The following is a 12730-nucleotide window of genomic DNA, read 5'->3' on the forward strand; positions in this document are numbered from 1 at the left end:
TGGATAGATACGAAATTTATATGCTTTATTAATCATCATTCATTTCACCTCCATTTCGGTATGTTTCTATTATACAACAAACGTACATTCGATAGGTAGTGAAGTAACAGTTTATGTATGTCGAACAATTAAGATGGCTCCCTGCCATCCCTTGTCCGAAGTCAATTCATCTCCCACCTACTCTCTTCGCGTTCCTTGAGGAAGGAGTCTTCTTGGCTAAAATGATAAATCTAAGGACGGGCTTCGAGATTTGTTCGAATGCTCGTTTGAGGAGTTAGTGGAATTGTTGGAGGGAGAAGAGTGAGCTTTAAAAAGGAAATGGTAATCATTTTAGTCAGCTGGCTTTTAATCAGTGTGACTATTTTCTTACTAAAATACAAACTTGGAGTGAACTTATAATGATTCAGTTACAAACAATTACATCTGAAGAGAAGAAACAAAACTTTGATATTACGGAACTATTTGAAATGCAAAAAGAACTGGATAAACGAATTGGATATAAAGGAAATGACAAAATGGATATGTTGTTTCGTGCATTACTGGTGGAGATTAGTGAAGCATGGAATGAAACTCGAGCGTTTAAGATGTGGAGCACAGGATTTGGAGTTCCTAAGAATGGACTATTAGAAGAGTTAATTGATGGTCTCCATTTTTTCATGAACATTGTAATTGAATTAGATAAATGTACATGGAGACATGAACTTATTCCATCGTTCAGTATGCAATCAATTATGAGAAAAGATACGAGCAATGTAAATATGCTGTTCGAATGGTACATGCAAGATGTGTTGACTGCAAAAAGGGCATGGTGTCAGTACAGAGATTTAACTACAACAATGGGGCATTTGAGAAGAGCGTTTGGCATTTTCTTTCGTATTTGCTATTTGTATGGATTTACTTATGAGGAAGTTATTGATTCTTATAAGGAGAAAAATGCGGAAAACTTTGATAGGCAGGATAAAGGATATTAATCAAATTTGAATTTTATAAAAAATTGGACTAAAAGCATCGATAATAAGATGGGAAAAAGAGCATCATCACTGAAATAAAAAAGCCCTGCACACAGTGCGTATAAAAAGATACCTTAGCAATAACGACGATTAGGGGGACGTATTAGCTAAGGTATCTGTATAGGTGATGCATACTAAGTATGCAATCAGGAGCATTGTTGAATGTATTGGGTTATTCAACACGTTTAGAATAACACGAAATTTCTGTTAACTCACCCGGTAAATTTATCCTGAAAATATTCGGTAGGATTTTTAGGTCTAAAATATGTTCATAAATTATAACAAAAGCGTTATTTGTAAAAGGTCATATGTTTTTTATCCTCTTTATAGTACTCTAAGCTGTTTTGCAAAGTACCAGTGTGGAATTCAAACTTATGGCCATCCGGGTCTGTAAAGTAAAGAGATCTTTGGTCTCTCTCGTCTCTTTCTCGACCATGTAAAATATTAACTTCATTTTGAATTAATATTTCTTTTAAATGATCTAATTTTTCATTTGTTACAGTAAAAGCTATATGTGTATAAGATTGCTTAATTTCATTTCTTGGTATATCTTCTTCAATATTTAAAGCAATCCATAATCCATGTAAATCAAAATACGCTAATTTTCTACCTGTTACTAATAATTTTGCTTGAAGTATTTTTTGATAGAATTCAATAGATTTTTCCAAGTTTGAAACAGAAAAACAAATATGATTAATTCCTTGTAGCATACGAAGCTCCCCCTATAATTAAATGATTTTTAATATTTTTATATAAAGATTATATAAGTTTAAGAGCGATTTATAAAGAATTACTACAAAATAGTTATTTGAATAGAAAATGACAGCTGAAATATTAAGATCGTATCAGCTGTCACTAAAATAGATATTAATTTTTATTATTAGGTTTTTTAGTTGGTATTTTTGCTTTTATTTCTAGAGGAAATTGTACCAAAGATTGCCCCGGACATTGCTCCGATTAAAGTCATAAAAATTGCACTCCATGCTGCAAATGACATAACTACACCTCCTAATAATAAATTATTGTAACTATCTAAAGCTATTGTTTCTTAGCCTTTTTAATAGAAATGATGATTGCAACAACTATTAAGAAAATAAGAGGAGACCAAGAAAAGAAAGACATTTAGTATTCTCCTTTCGATATTAATTTTAAATATTTTTATAAACCAATTATTACATGTTTGTAAATCTGACATACAGAATATGTAATATTGCATATCGAAACTTAAGAAAATAATCTGAGCTAGATAAATGTACATGGAGACATGAACTCATTCCATCGTTCAGTATGCAATCAATTATGAAGAAAGATACAAGCAATGCAAATATGCTGTTTGAATGGTATATGCAGGATGTATTGACTGCAAAAAGGGCATGGTGTAAGTACAGAGATTTAACTACAACGATGGGACATTTGAGAAGAGCATTTGGCATTTTCTTTCGTATTTGCTATTTGTACGGGTTTACTTATGAGGATGTTGTTGATTCATATAAGGAGAAGAATGCAGAAAACTTTGAGAGACAGGATAATGGATATTAATCAAATTTGAATTTTGTAGAAAATCGGAGGGGAACGGAAATAAAAGCCCCAGCTTAAAATGCTAGGACTTAGGGAAGTAAAGTTGTTGCAATTGTCGATTCCATAATAATGACTGCTAGGAACTTTAATAGTATAACTAATTATTAATTATAAGTATATATAAATTTTTAAAGATTAAACAAAATAGTTATTTGGGATAGATTAGTAGCTGAAATGCTAGATATCTAGCATTTCAGCGGGATGTTTATCCATTTTTATTATGGGAGTTTTTCAACTTGCTATTAGAAGAAATAACTCCGCAAAATATAGCAATAAAAATTGCAGCCCAAGTTCCCATGGACATAGAGATCCCTCCTAGTAATAAAATGAACTACTTCTATATTTTAACATTATTAAATGTCCTATTGTTAATAAATTGAAATATTACACAAGTGAGATGTTATAAAACTAAACAAAATCCTTATTTAAAACAAGAAGCCCTAGAGTTAGGGCTCTAGGGCTTCTTGTTTTGGTATATCTCACACGGTTTTATAAAAAGGATCGAACGTATTGAAGATAACATGTGAATGTTTCATAAATGTATCGAAAAAGTGAACAAAATTGCTATTGCAGAAGTAGCAGAAATGAAGTTTCTAATAGTTAAGTACGTAAAAGGTGTTATTTCCAGTGGATAAAATGCGCGTGGGGCACCTAATCATTATTTTATCGGAGGAAAAGAATATGTTATGAACTTGGTTGAATGAAAAAATGAAAATTTTACTTTAAGCGAAGTTAATGAAATATATTTTGGGGGTTATATCAATGATTGTTATCTCGATGGACACTTTAACTTTATAAAAGTCCTAGAAGAAAAACACAACTATGAGGAATAGCAAGCTATAAAAGTGAACAAAATCGTTATTTAAATAAAAGAAACCCCGATTGTCTGCGGGGCTTCTAAGGGTAATCGTCAAGTAATGACGTACTCGACTAAATAACCATATCATGAATTTTTTGGTAAAAACACTGGTAAATGTGTCCAAATATATGTGGCATCATTTCGAACAAAAACGCTATTTTAGTAGAAAACATTTAAAAAGAAGGACCCACATTGAGGGGGTGGGTCCTTTTAATAAAGCTAAGCATATTATAGAGATTACGTATATATTACCAAAAATGGAATCTGATTTATATATGTTAGATATTGAGAAAAAATCACTTTGTACAACAAAGTAGCCAGCTTAATCAGCTAACCACTTGTTGTACAAAAGAAAATTAGGCCCTACAAGCAATGTTTCATAATCTGTAACTTAAGGTTACCGTTTTAGTATAAACGGGCTTGAAAATATTATTCAGAATGAAGAAGCTCAATAAAAATTTCATTTTGTAGAAATAAAAACCCTAGTTTCCTAGGGTAATGGTATAACAGCTCAATATATTTTATTCTTTTATATTTCAACGTAATATTACGTTGAAAACATCAGGTGAATGTAACCAATTGTAGAAAAAGAGCAGCTAGCAAAAGCTAACTGCTCAGTCTTGAAGAAGATTTAAATGGTTACAGTACATTAAAGATGGATTATCTATAGTATGGACGGGATATTGAGTTTTATTCAGGGGGGAGAAGGAAGTGAATAAATTTAAGCTGTCCCAACTTGATTTTGGTCTGCAACATCAGCATCAAATGTGTTTGTTGCACTAACACCGCTAAAAGTATTGAAAACAAAACCAACATTTGATGCCCCTGAACCATTATAAGATTTTGTATTCTCTTTTGGAGAAACATTATAAAAATCGCCTAAGTTGAAAGAACCAGCACTATTTTGTACGACAAGGTTTGCTACAACTGTTGGCATAGTATTCACCTGCTTTCCTAGAAAGTATTTAAATTAGCATATGGTGTATCCGTCTAGAGGTTCATTTGGATCTAAGAATTCGAAGTTATGGCTTATGAAGATTTTAATAAAATAAACCTTTTAAAGAAATGGAGATTAATAAATGGGGAAAAGTCAAAGAGATAAAGGAATGAGACGGGAGAGGGAATTTGCTAGTTTGATAGGTGGTGCTCGTGTACCGCTTTCTGGTGCAATGGACGGGTAATCAAATGATGTGAAGGGTTTTAAGGTCTTGAATGGGATGTAAAAGCGAGGAAAGAAGGATTCAAGACATTCATTAAACAAGGGATTTGTATCATTTCTGCTTTTTGTTTTCAACGACTTTAACTTTTGTTGCATTTTCCATCGTCTTGAGGATCTATCATTCATTTTTATCATTCCTTCTACAATTAATTAGGAAGCAGTATAGCATATAAGGTCAGTCCTTATAAAAATGAATTTTTTAAATATAAATTAAACAAAAGCGTTATTTGAATAGAAAACGACAGCTGGAAGGTTAAATGCTTATCAGCTGTCGGTGAGGTGATTATTAAATTTTATTATTAAGTTTTTAATTTGGATTGTTGCTCTTATTTCGAGAAGAGATTGTGCCAAAAATTACTCCGGATATTGCGCCAATTAAAGTCATGAAAATTGCACTCCAAGCTGCAAATGACATAATTACACCTCCTAATAATAAATTGTTGTAACTATATAAAGTTATTGTTTCTTAGCCTTTTTAATAGAAACGATGATTGCAACAACTATTAAGAAAATAAGAGGAGACCAAGCAAAGAAAGACATTTAGTATTCTCCTTTCAATATTAACTTTAAATATTTTATAAACCAATTATCACATGTTTGTAAATCTAATATACAGAATATGTAATATTGCATATCGAATTTTAGAAGAGTAAACAAAAAGGGGTTCTGGTGCGAAAACTTCAAGATAATTGCAGGTAATCTCTAAATCTTGGACATACTGATACTAATACTCTAAAAAAGGTGCGTGATCAGTATGGAAAAGCGAAATTTATTCAAGTGGAAGCATTATCATCATGATATTATTTTGCAAACAGTAAGATGGTACCTACGGTACAACTTGAGCTTTCGTGATTTGGTGGAAATGATGGAGGAACGGGATTTATCCGTTGCTCATACAACGATTATGCGTTGGGTTCATCAGTATGGTCCTGAATTAGACAAAAGAATCCGTCGTCATCTCAAGCAAACCAATGACTCTTGGAGAGTCGATGAAACATATATCAAAGTGAAAAGTCAATGGATGTACCTGTATCGTGCTGTCGATTCGAAAGGAAATACCATCGATTTTTACCTAAGCAAAGCAAGAAACCACAAGGCTGCAAAGCGATTCTTCAAGAAAGCTTTGCAGTCTTTTCATATTTCTGAGCCTCGTGTCGTGACAGTAGATAAGAATCCAGCTTATCCTATAGCAGTTGAAGAATTGAGAAGAGAAAAAAAGATGCCATTAGGCATCCAACTAAGGCAAGTGAAATATCTCAATAACATAGTGGAACAAGATCATCGGTTTATTAAAAAGCGAGTTCGTTCGATGTTAGGATTGAAATCCTTTCGCACAGCTACATCCATTCTTTCTGGAATAGAAGCTATGCATATGGTGAAAAAAGGGCAACTTGTTTTATTGGACAAGTCTGTCCAATAAAACAAGTGAAGTTCATCCATCAACTATTTGGAATTGCTGCTTAAGACTAGATTTCACTAGGAAACTTTTCGCATCTTTATATCTTTCCTAAGTATTTGCACCAGAACCAATAAAAAGGGGGAGAAGTCATGTTAGGAAAATTAGGTGAATTAATAATGTATTAACAGAAATGAACGGTCAATACAGTGATATGTTAATGGATATAGGCATATATAAGATGTCTAATGAAAAAGAAGAGCTGTTATTAGATAGTAAGAATGAAACGGCAATTCTTTTACTAGAAGGGAAAATACGTTTAGAGTGGGAAGGAAATGTAGAAGTTATTCAAAGACAGTCTGTTTTTGAAGAAAATCCTTGGTGTTTACATGTGGCGAAAAATGTAAAGGTTATAATTACTGCTCTTTTAGACAGTGAAGTGCTTGTTCAAAAAACGGATAATGACGAAGAATTTGCATCCAAGTTGTATACTCCAAATGAGTGTCAAAGTGTTGTAGCTGGAGAAGGAGTATGGGAGGGGACAGCGTAGCGCGTTATTCGCACGATTTTTGACTATAACAATGCAGCATATTCTAATATGGTAGTAGGAGAAGTTATTTCTTATCCAGGACGATGGTCCAGTTATCCACCGCATCACCATGATCAGCCAGAGGTATATTATTATCGCTTTAACAAGCCACAGGGATTTGGATGTGCAATGGTTGGTGAGGATGCTTATCGCGTTGTACATAATAGCTTTATTACAATTCCGGGTGAGCTAGATCACCCACAAGCAACGGCGCCTGGATATGCAATGTATTTTTGTTGGATGATTCGACATCTTGAGAATAACCCATGGAATGATCGTATCATGGAGGAAGACCACAAGTGGTTATTAGAACCAAACGCGAAAATTTGGCCAGAAAAAGAATAGATGAAATTAAGGGTTTTGGTGCAAAAACGATGTTACTTGCAATTGTTTTTGCCCAGAACCACCAACTTTTTTGTGAATTTAGGCAGGTTCTTATGTGAGGTAGCATAAGAGCCTATTTGCATGTTCTACCTTTTTTTATGTACAATAAGGATAAGAGATAATATAGACAGGGAGAGGAAACCCATGTCCACTAAATTAGTAAATTTACGCATTGATTTTGCTTTTAAACAGTTATTTGGGACGAAAGGAAATGAGGAAATTTTAACAGGTTTCTTAAATGCAATTCTAGAGGAATCTTTAAAGGCACCAATTACATCGCTACAAATAGATGATCCGCATCTCCATAAATCTTATGAAGATGATAAGTTATCGATTTTAGACCTTTTAGCAACACTAGATAATGGGACACAAGTAAATATAGAAATTCAGCTTCGAAATACACATGATATGGTGAAGCGATCTTTATATTATTGGAGTAAACTTTATACATCCCAAATGCAGGAAGGGATGCCATATCGCTCACTTCGAAAAACAATTACCATTAACTTACTAGACTTTATTTTGTTTTCTCAGGATGATGCATTTCATACCATCGGACAATTATGGAATACAAAAATGCAGAAACTATTAAGTGACGACATTGAAATCCATTTTGTAGAGATACCGAAATTGGTAAAACAATGGCGTGAAGAAAAAGTAAACCCGTGGGAAAATACATTTGTTCGTTGGATGTTATTATTACCGGCACATGAAGATGAACATTTAACTCAAATATTGGAGGAGATTGCAATGAATCAAGATCCAATTTTACAAAAGGCAATGAATAAATGGGAAAATATGAGCCATGATTCTTCTTTCCGAACAGCATATGAAGCTCGAGAGAAATTACTTCTAGATGAACAAGCTAAGCTAGCACATGCAGAACAAGAGGGTATGGAAAAAGGCATTGAGCAAGGTAAGATGCAAATGATTCGAGGGATGCATGAAATTGGTGTACCGCTTGAAACTATTGCAAAAGCAAGTAAGTTAAGTGTGGAGAAAATAGAACGTATTTTGAAATTAAAGTAAAAATATATAAACATACAGAACTTATGTTAAATCCAAATTTGTATTCTATTCATGAGCAAACATATAGAAGAAAGTAGACGCTCATTATCGTAGTACGTCTAATCGAAAAGCATTGCTTAAGATTTTGGCAGTGCTTTTTCCAAATTCGCAGGATTTCAAAGTATTCGTTATGCTTCACGTAAGATAAAAGGAATCGGAACCGTTCATGCTCTATATAAACAAAGGCGAAGACATCAAACAGACTCCGCCTTTTCAGTGTATTATGAATTGCAACAATTACTAGAAGTTTCTTATCTTTTCTATTCAAATGTTCCCTTCACTATCGGAACTTTATTTTCTACCATAAACTTGCCTTTTGCAATGACGCTGTGAATATCCAACGTTTCTTTTTCCAACAATACGATGTCAGCATCCTTCCCGGTTTGGATACAGCCCTTACTTGAAAGCTTCAGCAATTGTGCGGGATTCGTAGTAATGACTTCCAGTGCCGTTTCTAACGGAATACCTTCCACTAAAACAGATTCTCGTACTTCGTGAAATAGCGAAGATACTTTTCCGACTTGAAGGCCTGCATACTCCCCTTTGTTGTCAAAGAAGGGGAGGCTGGCCTGTCCATCTGAGGAGAAGGTAATATGTCCGACTGGGACCCCATCTTCAAGCATAATACGTAATGCCTCACTGCATTTCACTTCTCCGTCCTCCAAAAATTGAGGAGTAGTACTTGTGGTAAAGTCTATGTAACCGCCTCGTTTTGCGTAATCAATACCCGCTCTGAATAATTCTTCGTTTCGGTTTATATGTGTTGGATGGAAGTGTCGAATCGGAATGTTGGTTTTATCAGCAATTTCATGCAACAATGAAAGTTTTCCCTCTCCGTCCCCTACATGAACTTCTAATATGCCAGCTTTTCCTGACAGAATACCGCCATTGCGTGCGGCAGTGGCGACTTTAACTATTTCCTCAAATGTAGGTTCTGATGATCTATGGTCGGAAATAGCAATCTCTCCAACACCGATAATTTTGTCAATTAAAATAATATCATCTTCGATTTTTCCCGTCAGCGTTTTTACAGGCACTTGATAGGAGCCTGTGTGAATGAAACAAGAAACTCCCTCTTCTTCAAGTGCCCGCGCTTTGGCAAGCAGACTTTCCATTTTACGTGTTGTCCCATCAGTACCGAGTAAACCGACTAGTGTTGTAATACCTGCAGTTGTAATATCAGTGAGCATCAGCTCAGGTGTGCGGGTTTTGAATCCGCCTTCTCCGCCTCCGCCTGGATATTTTAGAAAGTGAAGGATTTGTCGTAAAAGGCAGAGGGCGGGCCGGTACAAAGATCACTGATGCCGGAATAGAGTATTTGTATTTTCTTAAGTCAAAGTCTGCTGTGTATTGCTAAAGAAATCATTCCTATATTTTGATTGTGAAAGGAAAAGATATAATTAGCCATTACTAAAAGGGATAATACTAACATATAAATTTTTTTATAGTCGTATTACAAAAAAGCGCTATTCTTTCTGGAGAATCAAAGGAAAGGATGGCGTTTTTTTAGGTATTGGGCCATGAAAGATGGTTGATATTAAGCCATCTTTTATTTTTTATTATGAAAATGAAATTTGAAATCATAATTTTCAATCCATATTTAGCTGTAGAGACAAATGAATTTCACGTATCGTATTTTATATTAATAAGAAAAATTCAGTAATACTGGGATTTTAAGTGATTCAATTATCTTTATTCCCCATAATAATAACGATTTTGTGTATATAAGGGGCGTAAAACATTTAAAGTAGAGAGACATGTATGATGAGCCCTATATTATAATTATATGTGTTATGAAATCTATATCTAAAAAGGAGTGATTTTTAATATGTACAAGCTTAAAACAAAAGAAACTAACAATAGTGTAATTGAATTTATTGAAAGTGTTGAAAATCTTAAAAAACGAGAAAACGCGTATCAATTATTAGATATATTTACTGAAACAACAGGCTATACAGCAAAAATGTGGGGACCAAGCATTATCGGCTTTGGTACATACCATTATAAATATGCATCTGGTCATGAAGGAGATGCTCCATTAGTAGGCTTTTCCCCAAGAAAAGCTAAAATTAGTCTATATTTTGCAGCTGGTGATCCTAAGCGAGAGGAACTATTAAAAAGCTTTGGAAAATACACCTCTGGAAAATCGTGTGTTTATATTAATAAAATAGCAGACATTGATAGTAATGTTCTAAAAGCACTAATCAAACAATCTGTAAGTTTTTTGAAGGAAACGTATCGAAATCATTAATGAAATTTATTATTTTCCTAAAATGACCCTTCATACTCAGAATCGTTTACGTATTCCTTTTAGGCTCAGGTATCAATGTAAAAAGACGATAAAAATATTATGTTGACAAGATAAGGTATCACAAACTTTTAACGAATTATCCTTCCTCAAGAGTGTGAAGGGCAATGGCCCAACGGTGGAGGGGAGATGAATTTCGGTTTGGCATAGCCAAAAAATATTTGATTTTGCGTATATTTGTGCGCATTTAGTATAGCAAAGATTTTTCAAGAATTTTGTGGATTTCATAGAAAACAAGCGGAATATCTAGTAAAATATTATGTATTGTTTTATACATTTCAAAAGTTATTTTGATGATATTTTTGTAAGTGTATGAGTGGAAGTATCATCATGTATAGTATGGTTGAAATGGCAAAAGAGAACTATTTCAGTTCCTATCATTCTCTTTGATAATTGTTTGAAATACTTTTAAATATTGATATATCTAGGAGAATTCAGAGATTTCGATTGATTATATGCAATGAAAAATGAAGGTGTTATTTTTAGGTTTCTAACTATTAGGATTCACATTAAAAGAAGTGCAAGGAGGAAGGTATATCTACTAAAATAGCGAGATATACCAAATTAAACATGAGTATTAGATTTAGTAAAAAAGTAGTAGTATTAACAGCCGGACTAACCGTATTATCCTCACCGATGGTATCGATTGCAGAAGAACAACAATCAGTAAATAACCATCAATCCATAAGTGTTCAAGAACAAGCTGGAACAGCCCCACTTCAAGTATTAGACGAACAAGCTTTAAAAAGTATTGAAGAGAGTTTTGAAGGAGTAGACGGACGTGGTGAAGGTACTGTCGATAATAAGAAAGTGGACAGTCTTCAAAGTTCAGAAGGTATTTATGAAGAAACGGGTACATTAACGATCCCTAACAATTCAAATAGAACAAAACGTAGTCTTTCTTTCTCAGCACCTAAAGTTTCTAGTACTATAAATGGTGTTCCATTTACTGAATGGATTGTTCCAGAAGGAAACGATAATATTCGCCCTCAAAACCATATGATTCCAAAGTATATTACAATTCATGAAACTGATAATAAAAGTGTAGGAGCAGGGGCTAAAAACCACGCTCAATATTTATATAACCAAGCAGTAGGAAACACAGACCGGGCTGCATCATGGCACTTTACAGTAGATGATAAAGAGATTTATCAACACTTACCATTAAACGAGAACGGATGGCACGCAGGAGACGGTGATGGTTCAGGTAATAGAGAATCTATTGCAATTGAAATCGCAGTTAACAGCGATGGTGACTACAATAAGGCAGTGGATAACGCCAAGAAACTTGCGGCTTATTTAATGAAAGAAACAGGTGTACCATTAAATAATGTTGTAAAACACCAAAAATGGAGTGGTAAAAACTGTCCTGCTATTATGATTAATAGTGGGCAATGGGTTCCATTCGTAAATGGCGTTGAAGGATATTATAATAAATTTTATCAACCAACAGACGATATAACAGGAGGTTGGTATGAGTCAGCTATTCGTGATTTGAATAGAAGAGGTATTATGGTAGGAGAAGGAAACGGTATTTTTGCACCTAATAGATCCGTAACAAGAGCTGAGTTTGCTCAATTAATCTCTAAGTCTCTAAGTCTTCCAGCTGGAGAAGCAACGTTTAAAGACTTAAATGATGCAAATCCAACTTTACGAGATGGTATTAAGCGTACTGCAAGTGTGGGCATCATTTCTGGTAGAGGAGACGGTTATTTTGACCCTAACACACCTATTACAAGGGAAGAAGCAGCAATTATTGTAAATAGAGCTTTACAGTATAAAGGAATAAATGGACCATTGGCAAACTTACCATTTGCAGATAAAGATCAAATTATCTATAAAGAAGCTGTTCAAAGATTATACGGCTTAGGTATTGTAAAAGGTATGGGGGATAATCTGTATGTCCCTAAAGGAACAACAACTCGTGGTGAAACAGCAGCATTCATTTTAAACATGCTTCAAGTAATTGAAACTGGTAGTGTTCAAAAAGGAATTGGTACGGCTGAAATTAATGGCATTGGGGTAAATGTTCGAAGCGGGGCAGGAGCTGGCTACCTTGTTGTTAGAAAAGCAAGCAAAGGTGAAAAAGTTACAGTATACGAAGAAAAGAATGGTTGGTCAAGAATTGGTACAGATGAGTGGATTTATAATGAACCTAGTTACATCGTCTATAAGAAGGATGGAAATTAAATCATACACCCGGCATTTCTTTTATTCTCAGGCAATGGAGAGCATTTTCCCCATTGCCTGTTTTTGTGTTTCAGCCTTTTTAATGGTTATATAGAGATTTGAAATGAAGTTGCATACATGTATTCAGTG

At 34.2% G+C, this 12730-nt stretch carries 6 protein-coding genes and 9 pseudogenes; 9 read left to right on the forward strand and 6 right to left on the reverse strand.

Going from position 1 to position 12730, the window contains the following annotated elements; translation table 11 throughout:
* Positions 1-398: 398 nt before the first annotated feature.
* Complete coding sequence (locus ACFVQC_RS25960) at positions 399-971, forward strand: dUTP diphosphatase (RefSeq protein WP_377899641.1); 573 nt, start codon at positions 399-401, stop codon at positions 969-971.
* Between the two features lie 329 nt (positions 972-1300).
* Here the strand turns inward: ACFVQC_RS25960 and fosB are convergent, their stop codons facing one another.
* On the reverse strand, positions 1301-1720 hold the full coding sequence (gene fosB / locus ACFVQC_RS25965; protein WP_377899642.1) for a FosB/FosD family fosfomycin resistance bacillithiol transferase: 420 nt from the start codon (positions 1718-1720) through the stop codon (positions 1301-1303).
* 179 nt (positions 1721-1899) lie between these two features.
* A pseudogene (locus ACFVQC_RS25970) lies at positions 1900-2092 on the reverse strand (hypothetical protein).
* Between the two features lie 157 nt (positions 2093-2249).
* Here ACFVQC_RS25970 and ACFVQC_RS25975 point away from each other — a divergent pair.
* Positions 2250-2549: pseudogene (locus ACFVQC_RS25975) on the forward strand (dUTP diphosphatase); the annotation flags it as partial.
* 1619 nt (positions 2550-4168) lie between these two features.
* Here ACFVQC_RS25975 and ACFVQC_RS25980 read toward each other — a convergent pair.
* The 3 genes and pseudogenes from ACFVQC_RS25980 to ACFVQC_RS25985 form a co-directional block, all read right to left on the reverse strand.
* On the reverse strand, positions 4169-4384 hold the full coding sequence (locus tag ACFVQC_RS25980; protein ID WP_377899643.1) for a spore germination protein: 216 nt from the start codon (positions 4382-4384) through the stop codon (positions 4169-4171).
* 300 nt (positions 4385-4684) lie between these two features.
* Positions 4685-4792: pseudogene (locus ACFVQC_RS30250) on the reverse strand (CDI toxin immunity protein); the annotation flags it as partial.
* A gap of 181 nt (positions 4793-4973) precedes the next feature.
* Positions 4974-5163 (reverse strand): annotated as a pseudogene (locus tag ACFVQC_RS25985) (hypothetical protein).
* Between the two features lie 257 nt (positions 5164-5420).
* Here ACFVQC_RS25985 and ACFVQC_RS25990 point away from each other — a divergent pair.
* The 4 genes and pseudogenes from ACFVQC_RS25990 to ACFVQC_RS26005 form a co-directional block, all read left to right on the forward strand.
* Positions 5421-6130, forward strand: a pseudogene (locus ACFVQC_RS25990) (IS6 family transposase).
* Positions 6131-6214: 84 nt separating this feature from the next.
* A pseudogene (locus ACFVQC_RS25995) lies at positions 6215-6996 on the forward strand (5-deoxy-glucuronate isomerase).
* Between the two features lie 183 nt (positions 6997-7179).
* Positions 7180-8064: an Rpn family recombination-promoting nuclease/putative transposase gene (locus ACFVQC_RS26000; RefSeq protein ID WP_377895504.1), complete on the forward strand. Its 885-nt coding sequence runs from the start codon at positions 7180-7182 to the stop codon at positions 8062-8064.
* A 135-nt stretch (positions 8065-8199) separates the two neighbouring features.
* Positions 8200-8355 (forward strand): annotated as a pseudogene (locus ACFVQC_RS26005) (IS6 family transposase); the annotation flags it as partial.
* An 8-nt stretch (positions 8356-8363) separates the two neighbouring features.
* Here ACFVQC_RS26005 and iadA read toward each other — a convergent pair.
* Positions 8364-9338, reverse strand: a pseudogene (gene iadA / locus ACFVQC_RS26010) (beta-aspartyl-peptidase); the annotation flags it as partial.
* Between iadA and ACFVQC_RS26015 the strand changes: the two are divergent.
* From ACFVQC_RS26015 to ACFVQC_RS26025, 3 genes and pseudogenes are all read left to right on the forward strand, one after another.
* Positions 9326-9460 (forward strand): annotated as a pseudogene (locus tag ACFVQC_RS26015) (hypothetical protein); the annotation flags it as partial. The pseudogenes iadA and ACFVQC_RS26015 sit on opposite strands and share 13 nt — an antisense overlap.
* A gap of 471 nt (positions 9461-9931) precedes the next feature.
* Positions 9932-10354, forward strand: a complete 423-nt coding sequence (locus ACFVQC_RS26020) for a DUF1801 domain-containing protein (RefSeq protein ID WP_377895503.1) — start codon at positions 9932-9934, stop codon at positions 10352-10354.
* A 627-nt stretch (positions 10355-10981) separates the two neighbouring features.
* Positions 10982-12601 (forward strand): S-layer homology domain-containing protein, encoded by a 1620-nt coding sequence (locus tag ACFVQC_RS26025; protein ID WP_377899644.1) that lies wholly within the window; start codon positions 10982-10984, stop codon positions 12599-12601.
* Positions 12602-12730 lie beyond the last annotated feature (129 nt).

Origin of the sequence: Bacillus sp. NPDC057893 (genome assembly GCF_042796455.1) — a bacterium.
Taxonomy (GTDB): domain Bacteria; phylum Bacillota; class Bacilli; order Bacillales; family Bacillaceae_G; genus Bacillus_A.